The sequence below is a fragment of the Vibrio sp. B1Z05 genome, from assembly GCF_052955985.1.
In genome coordinates this window covers 2,157,115-2,180,679 of record NZ_CP130463.1, presented here as the reverse complement: position 1 = coordinate 2,180,679, position 23,565 = coordinate 2,157,115, and the positions used below count along the sequence as shown (strand labels likewise).

The 23,565-nt window shown below is 42.3% G+C and carries 23 protein-coding genes; 10 read left to right on the top strand and 13 right to left on the bottom strand.

Translation table 11 applies throughout. The features are described from left to right. Window positions 1–7: 7 nt before the first annotated feature. Window positions 8–712 (bottom strand): sulfite exporter TauE/SafE family protein, encoded by a 705-nt coding sequence (locus QV280_RS09905; protein ID WP_152819519.1) that lies wholly within the window; start codon window positions 710–712, stop codon window positions 8–10. 217 nt (window positions 713–929) lie between these two features. On the opposite strand from QV280_RS09905, the gene QV280_RS09900 reads away from it, so the two are divergent. Continuing rightward, a complete protein-coding gene (locus tag QV280_RS09900; protein ID WP_152819520.1) occupies window positions 930–2,243 on the top strand; it encodes an aspartate aminotransferase family protein in 1,314 nt (437 codons plus the stop codon). A 94-nt stretch (window positions 2,244–2,337) separates the two neighbouring features. Here QV280_RS09900 and pdxR read toward each other — a convergent pair whose 3' ends face one another. Then, window positions 2,338–3,828 (bottom strand): MocR-like pyridoxine biosynthesis transcription factor PdxR, encoded by a 1,491-nt coding sequence (gene pdxR / locus QV280_RS09895; RefSeq protein WP_152819521.1) that lies wholly within the window; start codon window positions 3,826–3,828, stop codon window positions 2,338–2,340. A gap of 193 nt (window positions 3,829–4,021) precedes the next feature. Here pdxR and QV280_RS09890 point away from each other — a divergent pair, with 193 nt between their 5' ends. The 4 genes from QV280_RS09890 (at window position 4,022) to QV280_RS09875 (ending at window position 7,165) form a co-directional block, all read left to right on the top strand. Beyond that, on the top strand, window positions 4,022–4,879 hold the full coding sequence (locus tag QV280_RS09890; RefSeq protein ID WP_152819924.1) for a transporter substrate-binding domain-containing protein: 858 nt from the start codon (window positions 4,022–4,024) through the stop codon (window positions 4,877–4,879). 111 nt (window positions 4,880–4,990) lie between these two features. After that, window positions 4,991–5,632 carry an amino acid ABC transporter permease gene (locus QV280_RS09885; RefSeq protein ID WP_152819522.1) on the top strand — a complete coding sequence of 214 codons (642 nt, stop codon included), beginning with the start codon at window positions 4,991–4,993 and terminating at the stop codon, window positions 5,630–5,632. A 23-nt stretch (window positions 5,633–5,655) separates the two neighbouring features. Continuing rightward, window positions 5,656–6,321, top strand: a complete 666-nt coding sequence (locus QV280_RS09880) for an amino acid ABC transporter permease (protein WP_152819523.1) — start codon at window positions 5,656–5,658, stop codon at window positions 6,319–6,321. Then, window positions 6,314–7,165 (top strand): amino acid ABC transporter ATP-binding protein, encoded by an 852-nt coding sequence (locus QV280_RS09875; protein WP_152819524.1) that lies wholly within the window; start codon window positions 6,314–6,316, stop codon window positions 7,163–7,165. The genes QV280_RS09880 and QV280_RS09875 overlap by 8 nt, the downstream gene beginning before the upstream one ends. 99 nt (window positions 7,166–7,264) lie before the next feature. Here the strand turns inward: QV280_RS09875 and QV280_RS09870 are convergent, their stop codons facing one another. Together QV280_RS09870 and QV280_RS09865 are read right to left on the bottom strand one after the other, a co-directional pair. Further along, window positions 7,265–8,308, bottom strand: a complete 1,044-nt coding sequence (locus tag QV280_RS09870) for a polysaccharide lyase family 7 protein (RefSeq protein WP_152819525.1) — start codon at window positions 8,306–8,308, stop codon at window positions 7,265–7,267. Window positions 8,309–8,836: 528 nt separating this feature from the next. Then, complete coding sequence (locus QV280_RS09865) at window positions 8,837–9,223, bottom strand: hypothetical protein (RefSeq protein WP_240432728.1); 387 nt, start codon at window positions 9,221–9,223, stop codon at window positions 8,837–8,839. 413 nt (window positions 9,224–9,636) lie between these two features. Between QV280_RS09865 and QV280_RS09860 the strand changes: the two genes are divergently transcribed. The 3 genes from QV280_RS09860 to QV280_RS09850 are packed head-to-tail and all read left to right on the top strand — an operon-like array spanning window position 9,637 to window position 10,468. Then, a complete protein-coding gene (locus QV280_RS09860) occupies window positions 9,637–9,849 on the top strand; it encodes a DUF4177 domain-containing protein (protein ID WP_023403810.1) in 213 nt (70 codons plus the stop codon). Further along, window positions 9,801–10,076 carry a membrane protein insertion efficiency factor YidD gene (gene yidD, locus QV280_RS09855; RefSeq protein WP_447026250.1) on the top strand — a complete coding sequence of 92 codons (276 nt, stop codon included), beginning with the start codon at window positions 9,801–9,803 and terminating at the stop codon, window positions 10,074–10,076. Before QV280_RS09860 ends, yidD begins: the two co-directional genes overlap by 49 nt. Then, window positions 10,076–10,468, top strand: coding sequence for a hypothetical protein (locus QV280_RS09850; protein WP_152819527.1), 393 nt, complete (start codon window positions 10,076–10,078; stop codon window positions 10,466–10,468). The genes yidD and QV280_RS09850 overlap by 1 nt, the downstream gene beginning before the upstream one ends. Window positions 10,469–10,508: 40 nt before the next feature. Here the strand turns inward: QV280_RS09850 and QV280_RS09845 are convergent, their stop codons facing one another. The 6 genes from QV280_RS09845 to QV280_RS09820 form a co-directional block, all read right to left on the bottom strand. Then, window positions 10,509–11,423 carry an L-ribulose-5-phosphate 3-epimerase gene (locus QV280_RS09845; RefSeq protein WP_152819528.1) on the bottom strand — a complete coding sequence of 305 codons (915 nt, stop codon included), beginning with the start codon at window positions 11,421–11,423 and terminating at the stop codon, window positions 10,509–10,511. A gap of 8 nt (window positions 11,424–11,431) precedes the next feature. Beyond that, on the bottom strand, window positions 11,432–12,079 hold the full coding sequence (locus tag QV280_RS09840) for a 3-keto-L-gulonate-6-phosphate decarboxylase UlaD (protein ID WP_152819529.1): 648 nt from the start codon (window positions 12,077–12,079) through the stop codon (window positions 11,432–11,434). A gap of 3 nt (window positions 12,080–12,082) precedes the next feature. Next, window positions 12,083–12,904, bottom strand: a complete 822-nt coding sequence (locus QV280_RS09835) for a Cof-type HAD-IIB family hydrolase (protein WP_152819530.1) — start codon at window positions 12,902–12,904, stop codon at window positions 12,083–12,085. 37 nt (window positions 12,905–12,941) lie between these two features. Further along, the gene (locus QV280_RS09830; protein WP_367869539.1) at window positions 12,942–13,640 is read right to left on the bottom strand and encodes an L-ribulose-5-phosphate 4-epimerase; all 699 of its coding nucleotides are present in this window, start codon (window positions 13,638–13,640) and stop codon (window positions 12,942–12,944) included. 33 nt (window positions 13,641–13,673) lie between these two features. Then, window positions 13,674–14,147, bottom strand: a complete 474-nt coding sequence (locus tag QV280_RS09825; RefSeq protein ID WP_039970422.1) for a PTS sugar transporter subunit IIA — start codon at window positions 14,145–14,147, stop codon at window positions 13,674–13,676. A gap of 80 nt (window positions 14,148–14,227) precedes the next feature. Continuing rightward, window positions 14,228–16,021, bottom strand: coding sequence for a PTS ascorbate-specific subunit IIBC (locus tag QV280_RS09820; RefSeq protein WP_152819532.1), 1,794 nt, complete (start codon window positions 16,019–16,021; stop codon window positions 14,228–14,230). A 358-nt stretch (window positions 16,022–16,379) separates the two neighbouring features. On the opposite strand from QV280_RS09820, the gene ulaR reads away from it, so the two are divergent. Together ulaR and ulaG are read left to right on the top strand one after the other, a co-directional pair. Continuing rightward, window positions 16,380–17,135, top strand: coding sequence for an HTH-type transcriptional regulator UlaR (gene ulaR / locus QV280_RS09815; RefSeq protein WP_152819925.1), 756 nt, complete (start codon window positions 16,380–16,382; stop codon window positions 17,133–17,135). Window positions 17,136–17,272: 137 nt separating this feature from the next. Further along, window positions 17,273–18,340 (top strand): L-ascorbate 6-phosphate lactonase, encoded by a 1,068-nt coding sequence (gene ulaG / locus QV280_RS09810; RefSeq protein ID WP_152819533.1) that lies wholly within the window; start codon window positions 17,273–17,275, stop codon window positions 18,338–18,340. Between the two features lie 91 nt (window positions 18,341–18,431). Here ulaG and QV280_RS09805 read toward each other — a convergent pair whose 3' ends face one another. The 3 genes from QV280_RS09805 to QV280_RS09795 all read right to left on the bottom strand — a co-directional run bounded on the left by QV280_RS09805 (window position 18,432) and on the right by QV280_RS09795 (window position 23,469). Continuing rightward, window positions 18,432–21,554, bottom strand: a complete 3,123-nt coding sequence (locus QV280_RS09805) for an efflux RND transporter permease subunit (RefSeq protein WP_152819534.1) — start codon at window positions 21,552–21,554, stop codon at window positions 18,432–18,434. A gap of 3 nt (window positions 21,555–21,557) precedes the next feature. Then, window positions 21,558–22,736, bottom strand: coding sequence for an efflux RND transporter periplasmic adaptor subunit (locus QV280_RS09800; protein WP_152819535.1), 1,179 nt, complete (start codon window positions 22,734–22,736; stop codon window positions 21,558–21,560). 205 nt (window positions 22,737–22,941) lie between these two features. Continuing rightward, window positions 22,942–23,469: a DUF4823 domain-containing protein gene (locus QV280_RS09795; RefSeq protein ID WP_152819536.1), complete on the bottom strand. Its 528-nt coding sequence runs from the start codon at window positions 23,467–23,469 to the stop codon at window positions 22,942–22,944. Window positions 23,470–23,565: the final 96 nt, after the last annotated feature.

Sequence of the window (23,565 nt, the reverse complement as noted above, 5' to 3'; positions counted from 1 at the left end):
TTCCTTTTTAAAATAAAATAGTGAGTAGCGCTAATAGCATTAAAATAGGCGCTATGGTTTTTCTGAGTGATGGATTTGGGTACTGACGAAACAGCTTCTTCCCCGCAAGATTGCCAATCATGGCAGCCGGAAAGAGCAACAAGCTAAACTGTATAGAGTGAGTAGAGATAGCGCCCACGTACAGCAAGCCAATTAATGACGCCGTTGAGCTGAAGATAAAAAATACAATAGCCGTTGCCCTTAACTCGCGGGCGTTAAGGGATAGATTTAACAGGTATAACACCAGAGGTGGGCCACCGGCAGAGGCTGTAGTCATACTAAAACCTGAGATAGCACCAGCTAATAAAGCATAACGTTGGTTTAACCAGTTCATTTTCAAATTAAGCATGATCAATGCACCTGCAAGCAAAGATAAGCCGGCGATCATCATTTTCAATTGATAGGCTGACACCTGTGTAATAAATAGCAAGGAAAGTGGTATTGCCCCTAGCATTCCTACAATCAGCAAAAGCAGCAGTCGCTTGTTTATTTCTTGTTTCACTCCGCGAAGTAGTCCTAGGCTACTCAATAAATCTAAGCTCAAAGCAATGGCAATAGAGTCAAAGGGGGAGTAAATAAAGCTAAGACACAAGGCGGCAATAATGGCAAAACCAAAGCCGCAGTACCCTCTGACAATACCTGCAAAGAAGACTAATACTGCTGCTAACCCCATGCTCATTCACCTGTCATTTGTTTATTTCATCAATGTAATCAGGCATTGGATTTCGCCATAGAGCCAGTTGTAAAGATTGTTTGAGGCAGAGCTTTGTTGTTGCCTGACCCAAGGCTTTTTTTAAACTGCCCCTACGCCTTTCGCATCACTTATCGCCAAAATATTGGGACACAACAAGTACAACGACATGGTCTAGGTATCGCACAGGAGAATGAATATGGATGGCTTTGGCACAGAGAGTTCAAATCAGTACGTCGTAGAATTAGACAAGAATGTCTTCCACTCTTGGTCAGTACAAGAGTCAGCGCCACCGATTGCAATCGCAGGTGCTCAGGGATGCACCTTATGGGACTTTGAGGGCAAGCAATATCTCGATTTCAGCAGTCAGTTGGTGAATACCAATATTGGTCATCAGCATCCTAAGGTTATTGATGCGATTAAAGCGCAGGCAGAAACCTTAGTCACTATTGCTCCCGCTACGGCTAATATTACCCGTGGTGAGGCGGCTAAGCGTATTTTAGACAGAGCGCCGAGCAACTTTAAAAAGGTGTTTTTTACCAATGCAGGAGCGGATGCCAATGAAAATGCTATCCGCATGGCAAGGCAGTTCACCGGTCGTGACAAGGTGCTGTCAGCCTATCGCTCCTACCATGGCAATACGGGGAGCGCGATTGCCGCGACTGGGGATTTTCGCCGAGTACCTAATGAATACAGCCGTGGGCATGTGCATTTTTTTAATCCCTACTTATATCGCACTGAGTTCAACGCGCAAACCGAAGCGCAAGAGTGTGAACGCGCTCTGCAACATCTAAAGCGTGTCATTGAGTGTGAAGGCCCGCACGCCATTGCCGCGATTATCCTTGAAACCATTCCGGGAACGGCGGGCTTCTTGTTACCACCAGAAGGTTACTTGCAAGGGGTTAGAGAGCTTGCAACCGAGCATGGTATTCAGCTTATTTTTGATGAAGTCATGGTTGGGTTTGGTCGAACAGGCCGCTGGTTTGCCTTTGAACACTTTAACGTGACTCCTGATTTAATCACTTTTGCTAAGGGTGTGAACTCTGGTTATGTACCCGCCGGTGGTGTGATAGTCAGCGAAGCAATATCGGAATACTTTAAAAGTAATTTCTTTATGGGTGGCCTTACTTATTCTGGGCATCCATTGGCTATGTCAGCGATCGTGGCCACTTTAGATGCAATGGAAGAAGAGGGCATTGTTCGCTATGCCGATGAGATTGGAAATAAGGTGTTAGGGCCCGCATTAATTGAGCTAATGGAGCAACATCCGAGCATTGGTGATATTCGTGGTAAAGGCATGTTTTGGGCATTGGAGCTGGTGGAGGATAGAGCGACTCGTGAGCCGTTGAGCAACAGTAAGATTGCTTCTCTAAAAGCGAATATGACGGAAAAAGGGCTATTGACCTTCATCGTGAATAATCGAATTCATGTTGCCCCGCCGTTGATCATTAAGCCAAATGAGATTGCGCAAGGCGTTGCTATCATTAGCCAAGCTCTGGCTGAGCTTGATTAAACGTTTATTAGACGTTAACACCTATCTTAATAACGCCAAGACATCTGTCTTGGCGTTATTATTTTACCGTTATTGATAACACTATTAAGGAGCGTTAATTGCGTATCACTTTAGCCAACTGTTCAATTCCGGGAGTAATGAGCGCTTTATCTATGGCATGAAACCCGAGTCTAAAAAAGGTGTTGGTTTCGGGATGAGACTGCTTGTGGTCCATAAAGTGCGAATACCCCGTCTCTATGAGTACGCCACCGGATAAGGCGCGAGATGCGAGGCGCTGACTACTCATTTGGTTTGGCGTTTCTAACCACAATGCGTTGCTGTAGTGATTTTTAGCCAGCCGAGCACAATCCGGAAGATAGTGCTCAACGGCGTCATTAATGGTTTGCCAGCGCTGACGAGTGTTCTCTTTGAAGCGACGAAGAAAACTGTCGTAATAGCCTTGCGAGATAAAATGCGCCATTTCCATTTGTACTCGACTTGGTGGGTGTCGATACATTAAACGTCGTAATGTACGCAGTTCGTAGATCAGCTCTTCAGGAGCAACAATATAGCCAAGGCGTAACCCCGGAGCGAGTACCTTAGAGAAGCTACTGACATAAATGACTCTATTGTCTTTATCATGGGCTTTAAGCGCGGGTAAAGGAGCCCATTCAGAGTTACTGTCAGAGTCATAATCGTCTTCAATAATAATGGCATCGTTTTTTCGTGCTTGTTGCAATAATGCATTGCGACGCTGTTTACTCATGGTCACTCCCGTAGGAGCTTGATGGCTAGGAGTGACATAAAAGTAGTCACACATAGCGGAGAGTTGATTGAGCACTAAGCCTTCTTCATCAACGGTATGTGGGTGGAGCTGCGCTCCAGCAAGGCCAAAAATATTGTTTGCTTCTTTGTAACCGGGGTTTTCAACGCCAACTCGAGAACCTTTGTCCATTAATAATTGAGAGACTAAATACAAGGCATTTTGTGAGCCTATTGTGATCAGAATCTCATCACTTTTAGCATGAATTCCCCGTTGCGGAAGAACACGAGTGCGAATTTGTTCAACAAGCAACTCCACATCTTTATCTACCTTGTCACACAACCAGCCATGATCGTTAGGATCGGCAATAACTTTGCGTGTCGATTCACGCCATTGCGCTAAGGGAAAATCGTTGATACTGGGCTGGCCATAAATAAATGGGTATTGATAACAGCTCCAATGTGAAGGCTTTACAATACGTGGAAATCGGTCGGTGGATATTTTTAGCTTACTTGCCCAGTTTGGTGCACTTACTGGATTATCTGCTTCATAATGATCCAGCTCATCTTCAACTTCTTGTTGTCTAAATCTATATTTTTCAGACAGATAGTAACCACTTCTTGGCTTACTAATCAGGTAACCATCATCCGCTAATCCCTCGTACACCAATGAGACAGTATTGCGAGATACTTTCAATTGGCTAGAGAGCTTGCGACACGAGGGGAGAGCCTCATCGACCGAGAAGATACCTTCAAGTATGGCCTTCACTAAATATTCACGAACTTGTTCTTGCAGGCTTCTTTTACTATCAAATTCAATGAAACAGCTGTAATTGATCGCCATAGAGTCAATCTCCCTATATTGGTTACTCATGGTATTACGTTAGTCGTTGCAATAAATGAGCCAACCTACCTCTTTGGTATTATTCGGCTGTTTTAACATGCTGTCCCAAGCGGTTTTGATAATTGGATCTAACCCATCAAGCTGTCTCATCTCTAAAGTGAAGGTGTCCACAAAATACAGCAAGGAAAGAATGATGAGACAAGGAATGACAAAATGGCTAGCGATTGCAGCCACAACAATGACTTTAGGTATGTCTAGCTTAGCCATCGCGGATGAAATGCCATCGTTTGCCAGTGCAGGATTAAAGGTGGCTACCGAGGATAACTACTCTCCCTTTAATTTTATTGCGCAAGGCAAAGCAACCGGCATTAACAAAGACCTACTGGACGAGCTTCGTAACTACTCTCAGTTTGAGGTGAAGCAAGATATTTTACCTTGGACAGGATTGCTTGCCTCTGTGTCCGCCGGTCAGTATGACTTGGCATTGACCGGGGCGATTATCACTGATGCTCGCCTAAAAGTTTTTGATTTTACGCCACCGATTGCGTCAGCACAGCACTACTTTATAGCAAGAGCTAAGGATGACAGTACTAGTACAATCAGTGACTTAGACGGTAAAACCTTAGGTCTACAAGCAGGCAGTGCGTTACTTGAAAGATTGCCTGAGCTAAAGGCCATGCTTGAGTCTCAAGGTAAAAAACTCGGTAAAGTGGTTGAGTATCAATCTTACCCTGAAGCGTATGCCGACCTTGCCAATGGCCGTTTGGACTATGTCATAAATAGCGTGGTCTCAGTCAATGAAGTGGTTAAAGCCAAATCGAAAATCTTTAAGAAAGGTGAGGCTGTTTCAGGCCCAGGTTTTGTCAGCTGGCCTGTGCCTAAGGGCCACCCAGAACTGCTGGCGTATCTGAGTGAGTTTTTTGCTCACCTTAAACAGACTGGCCGCTTGGCTGAACTGCAGGAGAAATGGTTTGGAGAGTCTTTTGATGACTTACCGACAGAGGCGATTGTGTCAGTTGAGCAGTACCGCAAGCTAACGGCGGTGCACTAATTCCCCATTATCTTCGTTGTAGCGACCTTGGCTGAGAGAGTTCTGACACTGTATTGGCCTTGGTCCTACCTTTTTATCCGTTTAATGAGTCAAGCAGACAAGTAGGTGTATATGGATTACTACGCATGGATGCAATTGTTTCATGGGGCATGGACAACGGCATGGATATCAATGGTCTCTATTGCTTTAGGGGTTGTCATCGGGCTTGTGATTGCTCTGTTGAGAATGGCTAAACTGCCTATCATTGACCAAGTGCTCGGGGTGTATGTCAGCTGGGCTAGAGCAACGCCTTTAGTGACTTTAGCGTTGTTTATTTTTCTCTCTTTTCCTTCTTTTGGCATTAACTTAGATAAACATTTTTCAGCCATTTTATGTTTAACCCTAAACACCGCGGCATTTAATGCAGAGATTTGGAGAAATGCCTTCATCAACTTTTCTAACGGTCAAAAAGAAGCGGCGGAAGCTTTGGGTATGCAGCGCCTAACCTATTTTCGACGCATTATGTTTCCGCAAATGGTGATCATGAGTCTTCCTGCTCTGGTTAATGAAATGTCTTTTTTGATCAAGGGAAGTCCAGCCATTGCTGTCATCGGCGTAGTTGATTTAACACGAGTGACCAACCGAATTGCCGCTGTGACCTATGAGCCTTTGCTGCCTATCTTGTGTGCTGGCGTACTGTATATGCTGATCATCGGTATGTTGATTAAGGCGCAACAGATTGCGGAACGTAAAGCTGACTATTTAACCAGCTAATACCACCACATTAAGGAGTCATTATGAGTGAATGGGAAATCATCTGGCAACAAAAGGAGATATTTATCTCTGGGTTTGGCAACACTTTCCTGCTGTTCATCATTGCATCACTGGTGAGCTTTGGCTTAGGAATGGTATTGCTGTATGTATTAGAAAATGGCGCAAAGGGATTAAAAGCTGGGGTGGTGTTAGCCATCAATATTATGCGTACATTGCCTTTTTTGATTTTGGCGTATTTGTTGTACTACGGCTTACCGCAAGTGGGCATTCGTATGGATGCATTTACCGCTGGGGTTATTTCACTAAGCCTTTATCACGGTACGTATTTCTGCGAAATTTTTCGCGGGATTCGCAAGGGGTTAGATTCAGGATACATCGAGGCCGCGCAAGCGTGCGGATTTTCTAAGTTTAAAATATTTTCACGTGTTGTCGTTCCGAATGTGTTGTTTAAATCTGTGCCTTTGATAGCGAATCAGCTGATTATTTGCCTTAAAGATACCGCCTTTTTGTGCATTATCACGGTAGGGGAAATCACCGCTGCGGCCAATAGTATCCAATCTACTTATTTCATCCCGCTGAATGCGTTTATTGTCGCCATCGCTTTGTATTGGCTGATCAGTATCGTCATTGAACAGCTATCTAAAATTACGCTAAATAAAGTTCAGGAAAGAGGGCTAAGTCATGCTTAATCAGAACAGAGAAACCCCATCAGTTGAATCCTATGAAGAGGCGGCCTCTGTTGTTGAGTTGCCTGTTAAGCCAACTGAGCCTGCAATAGCAGCGGAAGATATTGTGAAGGTGTTTAACCTATCAAAGCAATTCGATGGCATTGAGGTGTTAAGAGACATCAATTTAACCATTAAGAAAGGTGAGGTTGTCAGTATTTTAGGTTCTTCTGGCTCAGGCAAATCCACATTGCTACGCTGCATGAACTGGCTTGAACAGCCCGAGAGAGGCACTATTCATATTGCAGAAGAGCGCATAGGGATTAATCCTAAAACCAATAAGCCTCTGAAGTATCGCGAGTTAGCGAAAATGCGAGAGCGCATTGGAATGGTGTTTCAAGGCTTTAACCTTTGGCCACATTTAACCGTACTAAAAAACGTGATGGAAGCTTTATTACACGTTAAGAAAATGTCCAAGCCAGAGGCGGAAGCGATAGCAAAAGTGCAGTTAGAAAAAGTAGGCATGTCACACAAATTGGATAGTTACCCCAGCATGCTTTCTGGCGGTCAGAAACAGCGCGTTGCTATTGCTCGAGCGCTGGCAATGGAGCCAGAGGTTTTACTGTTTGATGAGCCAACCTCAGCGCTGGATCCTGAGCTGGTGGATGAGGTGCTATTGGTTATGCAGAAGTTATCAAAAGAGGGTTACACCATGGTGGTGGTGACTCATGAGATGGAGTTTGCGAGAAACGTATCTAACCAAGTTGTGTTTCTAGAAAAAGGGATATTAATAGAAAAAAGCCCGCCTCAGAAATTCTTTACTGATCCTGACTCGCCAAGGGTAAGACAGTTTTTGAAGCTGGATTGAACTTTATTAAAGAATAAGGACAAAAAAAGGCCTTCCACGGTAGGTGCGTGAAAGGCCAAAGTGGGGAGTTAAATATTGCTAGGAAGGAGTTTTACAATATTACTTACCATTTAGTTTCAAGGCAGAGAAGGTCACACTGTTGTAGTCGCCATTTTGTCTGTCGATAGTGATGTCGCCAGTACCTGCACAGCCAGGGCCCCAAACAGGGTGTTTTTCTTGTACGCTACATTGACCGTATGCACCGGCTTTGAAGTAGAAATCATCTTCAGCATAACCTGTTGCATGGTCTTTCTTATCAATACCTTTGCTTAGGTCGATATCGTAAGTCACTGTATCGTGTCTTGCTGTTTTGAAAGTTAGGTGCATCATAGTGCCTTCAACTTTCACCGCGTAGCTAAATTCTTCACCAAGTGCGATACCTGCTTTACCAGGTGCTGCGGTGTTTTCCCAAGTGTTACCCCATACTGGGTATGAGATGTCTTGGCGATTTGGATCGTTTTTCGCTAGGTTACGCTCGTAGTTCCAGAATACTGAACCGTATTTTTGACCAGGGAATTTTTTGTAGAAAATTTTCAATGGTTCGTTGCCGTGACCATATCCAGTACCTGCTTTGATCAGGTCATTGTGTTTCTTAGCGTGGATTTGGCCTACAACAACAGAGAATGCTGGGTATTTTTCTGGGTATTTAGCGTGAATAGAAACATGGTTAACTTTCAATGTTGCTTCTAACGTTCCGCCAACAGCGCTGTATTGATCTGCTTGAGGGTGGCTAGATAGAGCCCACTGGTTTAGTTTTGAATCCGTCAGAATGTTATCGAAGTTAGCACCACGAGGCATTTGACGCAGTTCAGAACGAGCATTCTTAGAGTTTTTAGTAGTAATAGCTTTGTTTTGTACTTCAAAAACTAGGTTGCCGTCTTTATCAAGATGAAAGAAATCGTCGTGTGAGTAGCTAAGCATTGCTACGCCTTCAATTTCATCTACTTTGCCATCTTTGTTGATATCAGAAGGAATGGTGATTTTCCAGTTGGTCATATCAAACTTGTCAGCAGGCACTGGGTGAGAAACCCCATTGCTATTGATGTTGGCAAAAGCAGGTACTGCAAATAAAAGCGAACCAGCTATAACGAGACTCTTTTTCATAATGTAACCCCATGTATGTATTATTGTCATACATAATAGTTAGGTGGATTTAAAAAAAAAGCCTCTAAGTTAGGATATGTTTGTTTGATCACAAATTAAAATATATTGATTATTCGATCTTGATAATTGAACAATTAAGGTTATTGAGACCAGAAAATTGTCCCTGTTACGCTACTTGTTCAAGCAAACAAAATGAATGTGAATGTACATTAGATAATGGCATTTTATGTGATCTAGATCGATTGAGGATCGGGGTTACTATTGATTAATAGGTATGAGTAATTAGTGGTGATTAGTGCTTACGCTATGAAACTAAAGGTATTTCTTGGTGGGATATTGAAGTGAGTTTTTGAACAGATTAATTCACAGTAGGATTTTACTAAGGTGATATTAATATTGCTCAATACAGTAAAATGTAATTTAGAGTGAAGTTGTATTTAGAGAGTGAATTAAATTCATTGTTTGAATAGATAGTGGTAAATAAAAATAGCGATTGAGCTCAATCGCTATTTTAGACTTGTACAACAATTACTCTTTGAAGACGTAATATATGGTTGCCATAGTACCAAAAACCAGTGCTAAACCTGTCGGTATGGCGAGAATTGCGATGGCTTCGTGAGCTGCGGATTTGCCAATCATTGGTGTGACAAAAGCCATTAATGTCCAGACAAAGACGCCGTAACCTGATGCACCTAAGCCTGTCACTGTACTCACAACTTTTTTCTTTTTATCCGAAATGTTGCAAAAGCCTAAAGCTAAGATAGTCACTAGTGAGGCTGTACCCATTGCAGCAGAGTGTAAGTGAGCACGCTTAATGTAATCTTTGGCTTTAGAAAATGCAGTATCTTGATCTTTCACATTAGAGAAGTTATCGGCATGTACGACATAAACCTGTTCGTGAAAATAATCTTTCATACTACTATTTGCTGCACCAAATATACAACCTAGTCCATAACCAAACAATATTGTTAATAGACTCAACAAGACACCAATTTTTATCGGTTTTATATTCATATTTTTTACCCCTGTGAATGTTTATTTATTAACAATATTAACATTGTTAAAGTTGAGCATAGCTTACGCAACTTTACTTTTCGAATTCAGGCGAAGTTTTCTTTTTTTATCATAGGGTTATTATGAAATATGAATTCTAGAATATATTTTATCTATTCTAGATAACGAGTGATGTTTGTATCTGTTTGTTAATAAAGAATATTATATGTTCATCTGTCCTTAATAGTAAAAAGTTAAGGTTATAACTTAGGTTAAATTGGAGTAAGATTTTGTCTATAAGCAATATCTATTTTAGCAAATAAGGATAATTATCAATGAGATTTAGTGAGTACAAAGTAGTTCATATTGTAGAGGGCGGTTGTGGCACTATTTTGTTAGGCTCAAGTGGTTTGCCTATGCAAAAAATTGAGGCAGAACTTAATAAATACGCACAAGATGGTTGGCAATTAGTGTTTCAAGTTATTGAACATAAACGCTTTTGGTTATTTTGGTCACGAGAAGCTGCCATCATTACTTTAGGCCGCTAATATTGCTTAAGATTATCTCTTTAGCATTGATTAAGCGTTATCAAGCAGGCGGTGGCTCTCGGCGATATTTTAATACTGAGTGCAATTTTGAGCCGACCTGCTCTGAATATACGAAGCAATGTATTCAAAAGTATGGGGCTCGAAAGGGCTGGCAGTTAGGTTTGGCTCGGATTAAACGCTGTAGCCAACCTGATTTAGTCGAAAAAATCGTAGATAAGGTACCTTGATGCATTTTTATGATTCACTGGAGAAGGTTGAGTATAAAGAAGAGCAACTGCGTTTACTGGTTGCTCAACTGTCTGATAGCCATCGAAAATCTTATTTTCAGCAGCAATCTAAACAACTTAAAGATCCCGATACCTATGCCTGTTTAAATTGGTTTTTCCTATTTGGTATTCATCATTGTTACCTAAAAAGGTATTGGCTTTTTGTTGCTGAATTACTGGGGTCTATTTTGGCACTAGTGGGGTTTATGCTTGGAGAAAGTTGGGGTATTTGGTTTTTTATCGCTCTGTTTTTGTTTGAGCTACCACAGCTGTTTTTTTCGCAAAGAATCGCCAGAAACTACAACTATCAAGTGTCCTATCAAATTTATACTGATTTGCAGCTAGGAAAGTAAAGGCAATTTGTGCAAGTGCATAAATTGCCTAAGCTCGTATTTAACGAAAGATAGCTTTTAAGCAAGTATCTGGGTTGAGTTCAAATAACCAAGGCAATTGGGCATGGCTACAAGCCTCATTTAAACGCCTTTGAGCTGTAATGATGTTTTTTCTCCAGTTGTCATCATGCGCCCACATTTCTATCACTAATGGTACGTAACATTCGGTTTCTTTAAGGGTGTTAAAAATGGCATTAAAGTTCACCTCACCCTCACCAATAATGAGATCTCTGAACTGTCCTTGGTAGTCAGAGGTGACTTTATAGGTATCTTTTAAGTGGATCTGGGTGATATGGGGTTTACTTAATTTAAGCTCAGTAACAATGTCATAGTTCCAACCAGAAATGTTGCCCACATCTGGGTAGGCAGTAAAGTATGGTGAATTGATTTCTCTATTTAATACTTCAAATTTACTCAAAGAGTTTAGATAGTCAGTATCCATGATCTCTACAGCCAACATGACCCCAGCGCGCTCAGCAAGTTGGGCGCAAAGCTTCATGCCTTCAATAAAACGTTGATGAGTCTCTTGATTCGCAGGCTCATAATAGACATCGTAACCGGCAAGCTGAATAGTGCGAATGCCCAACTTGTAGGCCAAGGTAATGGCTTTTTGCATATGGATTACCGCTTGCTCTCTAATCTGAGGATCAGCAGAGCCAAACGGGAATTTTCTGTGAGCACTTAAACACATAGATTGCAGAGGAATCTGGTGTTTTTCACAAAGCCTTCTTAGCGTGTAGATCTCCTCATCAGTCCAATCAAGTCGACTGCGACGTTCATCGGATTCATCAATCGAAATTTCTAAAAAATCGAATGCGAGCTGTTTGGTTGTGATGAGCTTTTCTTCCCAGCCCATAGTGTTTGGCAGTGCTTTTTCATATAGCCCTACACGATGACGTGATAAGTTTGTATACATATCGACACCTAATTCCAGTAGCGATTGATTTGGGCTGTTAACGCCTCTGCTGTTTGCTTGCCTTTGTCACCAGCAAGAGCGCGTCCTGCAATAAAGGTTTTGGCTTTGATGCCTTCAAATAAGTACAAATCTTCTGGGACTATGCCGCCAGTAATTGATAGCTCGATACCTAACTCTGACAGGGCGCGCATTTTGACTAAGTCTTCTTCGGTCCAACCGACACCCGCAAGCTCAGCATCTCTAGAGCGATGATAAATGGCTTGTGAAATACCTAAATCAACCCAAGATTGCGCATCTTGCATGGTCCAGTTTCCATAAATTTCAATTTGGATTTCACCGTCAAATTTGTCGGCCACTTTTTTACATGCATCAATTGTTGCGATATGAGCCGCTGCGGAAACGGTGATCCAGTCAGCGCCAGCTTCAAAGGCCATCTGCGCTAAAATTGCTCCGCCATCGGTTGTTTTCATATCACAGACCAGAATGTGATTGGGGTGATTTTTGCGTAATGTGGATACCGCGTTCATCCCTTCAGCAAAAGCGAGAATTGTTCCAACTTCAATTACATCGACAAAGCTTTCCACGTTATTGGCTACTTCTATAGCCGAGGCTAGGTTGGTTTGATCTAGGGCGATTTGAATCATTGGTTTAGTCATGGGTTATCCTTTTAATTGTTCACGTAATAGATGGGCTAAACCATCGCAATTGTTGTCTGTTGGGCACACTTTCTGTGCGTAAGATTTAACGAGGTCATCAGCATTTTGCATGGCAACGCCTAATCCTGCGTATTCGAGCATGGAGATATCATTGTGATTGTCACCGACTGCGATGACTTGTGAGGCTTGATAACCTAATCGCTCGACATACTCGGCCAGACGCAGGCCTTTGTTGTTTCCTGTGGCAGAAAAATCAATTCGATTTGCCCATGAACGTTCACCATTAAAGTTGGCTTTTATCCATGAGTGTTGCATGAGGATATCAATGGATTGCTGATCGCCCTCGACGACAAATTTCCAGATATATTGGGTCTTATTCGCGGCTTCAATAAATGAATTAACTCGATAAATTTTGGGGCGATGCGCTTCAGGGGCGGTTTCTGCCCAGCTTTCCAATGCCAACATGTATTCAAATGGGTTGTAGTTGGAATAGGTCATAGCATCGGTAATGTACATGACCATTTTCAGTTGAAACTCTTCCGCTAAATCAATAAACGTTAATGCATTAAAATGGCTGATGGCATTTTGCTGCAGTATGGCTTCATTGTGATAGTCATAAATATAAGTGCCATTACAGCAGATGATTGGAGTATCTAGCCCGAGCTCATAATAGTAAGGTCTGGCGGCGGTATGATGTCGTCCTGTCACTATGACCACATGATAATCGCGCTTTAAATCCGCAATGGCTTGTTTTACTTTGGGGTGGATGGTGTGCTTATCGGTCAGCACTGTACCATCAAGATCTAACGCTAACACTTTATACATAAAATTGGCTCTCATACATGGCGTTAACCCTTATTGGTTAATGCCTATCCTGTCCGTAATAAGCATTTTCGCCATGCTTACGTAAATAATGTTTATCGGACAGTTCAGGTTGCAGTTTGATACCACTATTGAGCGCTCTGGTGGCAAGCGCCATGGCTGATATTTCCTCTAGCACTACCGCATTGTGCACGGCATCATTGGCGTTTTTACCCCAAGAAAATGGTGCATGCCCAGCAACAATGGCACTAGGGACAGCCATAGGATCAATGCGGCGTTGAGAAAACTCTTCCACGATGACAAGGCCAGTATTTCTTTCATATTCCTGAGCGATTTCAGTGTTGGATAAACGACGAGTACAGGGAATATCACCGTAAAAATAGTCAGCATGAGTGGTTCCCAGCGCCGGAATATCTATGCCTGCTTGCGCCCAAATTGTCGCACTGCGTGAATGCGTGTGCACAACGCCGCCAACGTTGGGAAAAGCTTTATAGATTTCTATATGCGTTGCAGTGTCGCTAGAAGGGTTTAATTCTCCTTCAATGATTGCGCCATTTAGATCGACCACTACAATGTGATTGATCGTCATATCATCGTATTCCACTCCCGATGGCTTAATCGCAATCACGCCCAGTTCGCGGTCAATTTCAGAAACGTTGCCCCAAGTAAAAGTCACCAAGCCATACTTTGGTAATTGTAGATTGGCTTTAAGAACGCGCTGTTTTAGGTTTTGGTACACAGAAGGTGTATTACATTCTGGCATGTTATCTCCTTAAGCGGCTTCGTCTTCCACTGCGGCAAGTGCAGCATCAATTAACTGAATGACTTCGTCGGTAGTTTTACAAGCTCGAAGTAAAGAGAAGTCTTCGTCAAATTCAATCAGATTTGCGATTTGCATGGTGCCTTCAATATGCTCCTCGGAATCTTTACCAGCCAAAGTGACTAGCACATCAACAGGCTCATCAACACCATCAAAAAATACTGGGGTTTCTAAGACGGTTAATGCAAAGCCAGTTTTTATTACGCCATCTTCAGGGCGAGAGTGGGAGAGAGCAAAAGCATCATGAATGCAGATGTAAGGGCCTTCTTCGGCGACGGCGCTGACAATGGCATCGTAATAACGCTCTTCGACAACATTGGCTTTAACTAAAACATCTGTGCCCAATTTAATGGCTTGCTTCCAATCATTAGCTTTTGCATTGAGTAGGATAGAGTGGTTGTGGATTAGAGATTCTTTTAAGTTCATAGTCTTACCCATCTTTTTATTTATTTTTATAGCTCAGTGGGCGAATCCCACTGAGCGGTTGTTATTTAGATTTTTAGTGACTACTTATGAAAATTATTTTTGATTAATGAAACCAGTTCATCACCAAAGGTTTTCACCATAATCATATTCTTCACTGCAAGTTGTTGTTTGCCTTCTGGTAGCCCAGTGATTTTTTCAGCTAGAGCGACAGAGGTGACAATGATGTCGAATGAAGAAAGGTGAGATTTATAATCAGTAATAGCGCTATTAAAGGTGGTGCTTGGAACGCCTTGCTTATCTAAATACTCTTTGATTTTCTTGGAACACATCATTGACGAGCCTTGGCCTGAACCGCAGCAGACTAAGATGCGAACCGGTGTTTGGTTTTCAGTGCTTACGCTTGATGCTTGTGTCGCTGTTGCTGCCTGTTGAACAGGTAGCTCAACTTCAATGCCTTCAGGGGTAACTGCTGTCATGGTTTGAGTTTCCATTTCAGCGTCTTCTTCAGCGCGCAGCTGTTTTGAAGCAAAGTACATGTAGACACCAGCAAGAGCCACAATAAGGAAGAAGAATAGACCTGAAGCTGACAGACCTTGCATTAGAGGAGGGAAGACTAATGCCCAATCGGCCATGCCCATCCAGCCATTAAACTCAGTACCTGATTGTGCAAAGATATGGATTGCCCAAGCCGAACCGACGACTTCGATAATACCCATCACAAAACAGATCTTCATTACCGCTTTCCAACCGCCGAAGTGGTTTGCGAACACACCTATGGTGGCGTTGGAGAAGAACATTGGGATGAAGCCTGGGATAATCATGATTGGTGCATCAAAGGCAAGCATTGCGAGTACAGCAGTAAACTGACCTACAGCGCCCCACATGAAACCGAATACCATTGCATTTGGTGAGTAGGCATAAATCGCCGCACAATCAATCGCAAGTACCGCATTTGGGATAAGTCTTTGTGAAATACCGTTGAAGGCTTCAGAAAGCTCAGCAACAAACATACGTACGCCAGTAACAATAACTTGGATAGCAACGGCGAACTTAAGACCGGTTTCAAAAATGTAGATTAGCCAATGTGTATTGCCTGCCATGTCTTGCAGGTTATCAAGGCCAAAAGAAAGAAGGATAATGCCGAAGAAGCCCGTCATTACAAGGGTAGTTGCGGCGATGCTGTCGTGGAAAATATGCAGCCATTTCGGCAGCTTTATATGATCAACACTGTCATTTTTGTCGCCAAGTTTTGGTGCAACTTTAACTGCAATCCACGATGCAAACTGCTGTTGGTGACCAATGGAAAAACCAGCCCCGCCAGTGACTTCTTGGGTAGGTTTGAACATGATGTTTGCCGAGATACCCCAATATAGCGCCATTAAAATAGCGGAATATATGATGGTCTCCCACATGCTAGTGCCTAGTACGAAGTAAAATACCGCAATCAAACCCGCTTGTTGGAACATGATGTGTCCCGTTAGCATGATAGTTCGAATACCGGTTATACGACGAAACGCAACCAGAAGGATATTGAGTCCTAACGCCAGTAATACAGCGTATCCAACCCAAGAGTAGTTATCCCCCATGGTTTCCATGGTTGCCATCATGGTTGTATACGGGTCTATCACTGAACCAGTAAGGCCGTGAATTTCACTCATCTTCGCAATGACAGGTTTAAAACCTGCAACCAGCGTGCCTGCACCCACTTGTACAATCATGAAGCCGACAATGGTTTTTATTGAACCCGAGATGACCGTTGTGGCATCCCGTTTGAGAAGTATATACCCCAGACAAGTCACTAACCCGAGCAACAATGGTGCTTTGGTCATTACCTGACTGTAAAAAATATAGAAAATATCGTAAATGAACTCCATATCTTTACCCCTAATAATATTTGTTGTTTTTATGGTTTGTAGGATTTAGTTACTATTTTTTTGCTCACGAACTAGACTTTAACAATCAAAAGTAATCATGCAATGCTCGATTGTGATTACTTTGATATGAGTCAATTATTCTACTGAGTAAAGCGTATAAACGAGATTATGATCACTGTGAAATGTATAAACCGAATAAAATCAATAACTTAACCTTAATTGTGATTTAGCTCGCGTTTTTTGACCTCTAATTGAGATCTATTTTCAAGAGTATTGACAATCACTTTGATGATTACTAGAATCATAAGTAATCAAAGTGAGTCATCAAATCATCATTGAGATGAATCGAGCGTTTAAGATGAATGAAGTTCAAAGACACAATGGGATTTTGTCGCTATTGGAAGATAAGCAGACAATCAGTGTTTCCAATATCATTGATAACTTTAATGTTTCTCCTGCTACAGCAAGGCGAGATATTTCAAAGCTGGATGAGATAGGCAAGCTAAAGAAAGTGCGTAATGGCGCTGAGCGTATTGAGAGTTTCAAAAGCAAATGGTCGCCTTTAAATATCAACAGCACTGAGTTTTATGAAGAGAAAGCATTGATCGCGAAAGCAGCTGCGGCGTTATGCCAACCCGGTGATAGTGTGGTTGTGAACTGTGGTTCTACGGCTTTCTTACTGGGTCAGCAATTGTGTAGCGATGATGTGCAAATTGTAACCAATTATTTTCCACTCGCGAGTTACTTAATCAACGAAGATCATGATGATGTGATTATTTTGGGCGGCCAATATAACAAAGCCAAAGGGATCTTTTTAAATCCGGCACCTAACTCACTAAGTGGTTATGCGGGCAACTGGATGTTTACGTCTGGCAAGGGATTGACGGAAGCGGGCTTGTATAAAGCAGACATGTTGACAGCGGTTGCTGAGCAGCAGATGTTGCAACAAATTGATAAATTAGTCGTTGTGGTCGACAGCTCTAAAATAGGCCAAAGGACAGGAATGTTATTTTGTTCAGTCACACAGATAGACATCATTGTGACGGGTAAAAATGCTGATCCTGATGTTATTCGAGCAATTGAAAAACAAGGTACAAAAGTTATTTTAGTTTAATAATCTCTAATATTGAATTTTAAATAACTTAATACATAAATATTATTAAATAAGCAAAGTGTCTTAATTTCTAATTAAGACACCTAGCACCTTACACCCTACATAAAATAAAAATTAAGAAATAGAAGGTATAATATATGAGCAATGTAAATGAAATTACTCGCGAGTCATGGATTCTAAATACATTTCCAGAGTGGGGCACTTGGTTGAATGAAGAGATCGAGCAAACGGTTGTGCAACCAAATACTTTCTCTATGTGGTGGTTAGGGTGTACCGGTATCTGGCTAAAATCTGAAGGTGGCGCAAACCTATCAATGGATTTTTGGTGTGGTACGGGTAAAAAAACTCAGCAAGTACAAAAAATGAAAAATCAGCATCAGATGATGCGTATGGGCGGTGTTGAAGCGTTGCAACCTAACTTACGTACAGCGATTTTTCCTCTAGACCCGTTTGCGATTAAAGAGATTGATGCAGTGATGGCCTCTCATGATCATGGTGATCATATTGATATTAATGTCGCGGCGGCTGTTTTACAAAACTGCGAAGATCACGTTAAATTCATCGGACCTAAAGCGTGTGTTGATTTATGGATGAAGTGGGGAGTTCCTGAAGATCGCTGCGTGATTGCGCGTGTTGGCGACGAAATTAGCATTAAAGACGTCACAATTAAAGTATTAGATGCGTTTGATCGTACAGCGTTAGTAACGCTTCCAGAAGGGACATCGTCTTTAGATAAGAGCATTCTTGATGGTATGGATGATCGCGCAGTGAACTACTTAGTTGAAACAACCGGTGGCTCTGTTTATCACTCTGGTGACTCTCATTACTCTAACTATTACGCGAAGCATGGTAATGATTATAAAATTGATGTGGCGTTACTTTCTTACGGTGAAAACCCAAGAGGGGTGACAGATAAAATGACCTCTTCTGATATTTTGCGTGCGGCTGAGTCTTTAAATTGTGAAGTTGTTGTGCCATTCCACCATGATATTTGGGCAAACTTCCAAAATGATCCGCGTGAAATTGAGATGCTATGGAATATGAAAAAAGAGCGTCTGCAATATGGATTTGCACCTTTCTTCTGGCAGGTAGGTGGTCGTTATACATACCCAACAGATAAAGGTCGTATGCATTACCAACACTTTAGAGGCTTTGCTGATATATTTAAAAATGACCCAGAATTACCATATCGTGCATTTTTATAAAAATACAAACAACAAGTAAAAATAAAAGGAGCCTAGGCTCCTTTTATTTTGTCTAGTAAATAGAGTGAGCATAACGCTCACTCTATTTGTACTATTTCGCTTCTATTTGTTTTGCTTTTATTGATCTTATCATTCTAAGAATTAAGACAAAGAATAGTGGTGCAAAGTAGATAACCAATAAGGTTGCCGCCATTACGCCACCCATTACCGAGGTGCCGATAGCATTTCGCGCATTGGCCCCTGCGCCGGTACTGATCGCAAGTGGCAATACACCTAAGCCAAATGCCAGCGAGGTCATGATGATTGGGCGCAATCGCATTTCACAGGCTTGTACTGTGGCATCTAGCAAGTTAACGCCTTTTTCATACAATTCTTTGGCAAACTCTACGATTAAGATGGCATTTTTAGCGGTCAAACCTATGGTGGTCAATACCCCTACTTGGAAGTAAACGTCATTCTCAAGGCCACGTAAGGTAATGGCACACAGTGCGCCAAGTATGCCCAATGGCACGATAAGAATAATCGCAATCGGGATTGTCCAGCTTTCATAAAGCGCGGCCAAACATAGGAATACCATTAAGATAGAGATGCCATATAAGATAGGAGCCTGATTACCCGCTTCTTTCTCTTGGTATGACATCCCCGTCCAGCTCACTTGAACTTGGTCTGACAGTTCCGCTGCAAGGTGTTCAATTTCATCCATCGCTTCTCCTGAGCTGTAACCAGGAGCGGCTTCACCTAAGATTTCGATAGCAGAGTTACCGTTGTAACGAGTTAACTGCGGTGAACCTTGTCCCCAATGGGTTGTACTAAAGGCTGAAATTGGCACCATTTCGCCTTGGTTATTACGTACAAACCATAAATCGAGATCTTCTGGGGTCATGCGATATTGAGCGTCAGCTTGAATGTAAACTTTTTTCGAGCGACCGCGGTCTATAAAGTCATTTACATAAGAGGAAGCCCAAGCAATAGACAGTGATTGGTTAATATCAGAGATAGAAATGCCCAGCACTTTTGCTTTTTCGTAATCAATATCTAAGAACAGTTGCGCAGTATCTTCTAATCCGTTTGGTCGGATGTTTTGTAAAATCGGACTTTGCGCCATTTTACCTAATAGTTGATTACGCATGGCAATCAGCTCGTTGTGACTTAAAGAACCGACGTTTTCTAGGTAGAAGTCAAAACCTGTTGATTGACCTAATTCCCTGATAGCTGGACTACCAAAGGCAAATACTTTCGCGTCTTTGTAACCAGAGAAATGGCCCATGAATCGCTGCAGTACAGCATCAAGACTGGTATCTGGTGTGGTCCTTTCGCTCCAATCTTTAAGGCTAATGATCCCCATACCTGCGTTTTGACCTTTACCTGAGAAGTTAAAGCCTGCCACGGTAAATACATGACTTACGGTGTTTGCTTCTTCTTGTTCAAGGTAATCTTTAACGTCTAACATCACTTTTTGGGTTTGGGCTAGCGTTGTACCTGTTGGGGCTTGCACCATAACAACAAAGTCACCTTGGTCTTCATTGGGTAAGAAAGAGCTAGGTAAGGAATGGTACATGTACGCCATACCGCCGACTAAAACGATGTATATCAAAATAAAGCGGGCAGGGCGCAGCAGTACATGATTAATTGAACCACGGTACTTCGATGACAACTTGTCATAGAAGCGGTTGAAAGCGCCAAAGAATTTGAGTTTTGACTCACTTTTGGTTGGTTTAAGTAGCGTTGCACAAAGTACTGGGGTTAAGACCAGCGCCACGATGACCGAAAGCACCATTGCTGACACTATGGTTAAGGAGAACTGCTTATAAATTACCCCGGTTGAGCCAGACATAAAGGCCATTGGGATGAATACTACCGACAGCACCATAGTGATACCAATCAGAGCACTGGTGATCTGATCCATAGACTTTTTGGTAGCTTCTAATGGCGATAAGTTCTCTTCATGTATGATTCGTTCAACGTTTTCTACTACAACGATGGCATCATCAACCAGCAAGCCGATGGCGAGCACTAAACCAAACATGGTTAAGGTATTGATAGAGAAGCCAAGTGCAGACATGATAGCAAAGGTGCCAAGTAGTACGACTGGTACTGCAATGGTTGGGATTAAGGTTGCGCGAAGGTTTTGTAAGAACAGTAGCATGACCAAAAATACAAGGCCTACAGCTTCAAATAGCGTTTTTACTACTTCACTAATCGACAGACGGATAAACGAGTTGCTATCCATTGACTTAATCATAGCTAAGCCTTCAGGAAAACCTTTTTCTAGTTGCGCTAGTTTTGCATCAACTGCCGCTTGTGTATCTAACGAGTTTGCCCCCGTTGCTAGCGTAATCGCAATACCGGATGCTTCTAGTCCCTGATAACTAGGGATCATAGATGAATCTTCACTGGCGAGCTCAACACGAGCCACATCTTTAAGTTTTATCTGTGAGCCATCTGCGTCAACCTTAATAAGGATGTCTTTAAACTGGTCAACAGTTGTCAATAAGCTCTGAGCGGTAATAGTGGCATTGATTAGCTGTGAGTCAATCGCGGGAGTTCCCCCGAGTTGACCTACAGTTACTTGGCTATTTTGTACTGATACTGCGCTAGAAATATCGACAGGGGTTAGGCTGTAGCTATTTAGCTTGGCAGGATCAAGCCAGATACGCATAGCGTAAGAAGGACCAAATACTGTCACACTGCCCACGCCACTTACGCGACTAAGCACATCTTTGAGGCTGGTATTGGCGTAGTCTTGAATATCCGCCGCGCTCATACTGCCATCAGGAGAGTAAAGGTTGGTTACTGACATAAAGCCAGAAGTACTCTTTGTTACTTTTGTACCTTGGTTTTGCACCGCAGTTGGCAAGCGGTTGGTCGCTTGTTGTAAACTGTTTTGCACTTGTACTTGAGCAGTGTCAGGGTCGGTATCGGCGCTAAAGGTCAAGGTAATGCTAGCGTTACCAGCAGAGTCACTGGTGGATGACATATACAGCAAGTTATCAAGACCAGTCATACTTTGCTCAATAACTTGCGTCACACTGTCTTCAATCGCTTTAGCGGATGCGCCCGGGTAGGAGGCTGAAATCGTCACCGCGGGTGGCGCAATACTTGGGTATTGTGCAACCGGTAATGTGACAATTGAAATGATACCCGTGAGCATAATGACAATGGCAATTACCCAAGCAAAAATAGGCCTTTGAATAAAAAATCTAGAAAGAGACATGGCTTACTCCTCTACTGCTGGTGCAGACTGAGAATCCGGCGCTGATTGCGCGTCATCGGCGCCACTATCGATAACCACGGCAATGTCATTTTTTATGTTGCTTAGGTTGCTGATTACAACTTTCTCACCCGCAACCAGACCTTCTTCAACAATCCAACCATTATCGACTTCATCACCTAACACGACTGATTTTTTAACGGTTTTATTGTTTTGGTCAACAGTAAAGATAAAAGGCTGACCTGATTGACTTCTTACCACAACAGATTGCGGTACAACTAAGTAATCACGCGCTTCTGGTAGGGCAATGTGAGCACGTACATACATGCCATCTAACAGGCGGTTTTGTGGGTTTGACACAATCGCGCGTAAAGTAACAGTACCGGTTGAGTTAGACACTTTAGTGCTAGAGAACTCTAAATACGCTGTTTGATCGTAAGTAGTACCGTCTTCTAAAATGATAGAGATAGGGATGTCTTTTGGCTTTTTATTTAACCCTGTAAACGTTTGTTTGATCTTAGAAAGTGCAAGCGAAGACTGCTGCATATCAATATAGACATTTGATGTTTGAATAATCGTCGTCAGATAAGAGGTTTGTTGAGCGGTAAGCAGTGAACCTTCCGAAACTTGAGATAAGCCCACTTGACCTGAGATAGGCGCTTTAATTTGAGTATAAGAAAGTTCTAGGTTGGCATAGTCAAGATCTGCTTGGCGGATAGCCATTTCCGCTTTAGCTTCTTGATACGCGGCATCGGCATCATCATAGTTTTGCTGACTGGTCAGTTTTTTCTTTAATAACTGAGCGTAACGGTCGGCCGTTTTCTTACTTGATGCTTCACTCGCCAATGCTTTAGTTAGCTGAGCTTGAGCACTTTTTACCGTTGATTGGTAAGTTGATGGGTCTATCTGATACAGCACATCACCAGCCTGCACTTGGCTGCCTTCTTTATAAAGGCGGCTTTGCAAAATGCCAGTTACTTGAGGTCGCACTTCAGCTTGCTTAAACGCAGTAACACGCCCCGGTAATTCACGAGTCAAACGCAATGTAGTCGGTGTTAAGGTCAACACATCCACATGTAAAGGGCCTTGTGGTGGTCTGTGATCTCGACCTTGTTCTCCACAACCAAGCAAAAGAACAGAGAGTAATAAGCACCAAGAAATTCTTAGCGATTTAGATAAAGACATAGAGACAGCACCTTTCAATGATAGATATAACCCAAGTATGAAAATAGCATAGCGATTCAATGGTTAAGTTTGGGTTAAGGGGGGGGGGGGGGTAATCTCAAAATGGGGGGAGTCTGTCTTTTTTGAACGGGAATAAAAAACACCGCTAATTTAGAGAGCGGTGCTTTCTGTTTATAGTTTAATGCTTGTCGACATTGGTGGCTTCTTATAGGACGTCTTGCATAAATGCCTTGATAGGTTCTGGTAATAAATCTTGTGGGTGATCTCCTCCTAATGTAGCAAGGCCACTCTGTCCGTCAATAATGCCCGTTTTTACTTCGGTATGGGTTTTTAAGTCAATAATCGTTATTTTTAATTTCACTTTATCAGGGATACCAGACCATTCCGTCGCACGATCTTCCCAGTGTAAAATGGTTGGGTAAATAAGGAAGTCATAGTCATTTTTTGTGGCGTACTGAATAGTATCTTTATAAGAACTATACGCCGTTGCGGTGTCTATATGGTTTAGCTTAGTGAGCAGCTCAGCTTGAATGACTTGGTTTACCATCTGACCTGAACCTTGATAGTGTTTGCTACCATATATGCCATCTTTTGACTGTGCAATGTACACGGAGTCACCTGACTTCAGCTTAATATTGGTATTTAATGCCATTAATTCAAGATTGTGAGAGTCAGCGCAACCCCATAAAAAAGGAAGGAGCAACAAGGAAAATAGTAATGTCTTTAATTTCATATAAAACCCGATTTAGATTAATTTACCCTGATTTCAGTTTACCATTTTTGCTAATGCTACAAAGTGACTTGGCTATAGTATGTGAAAGGGGTTAGC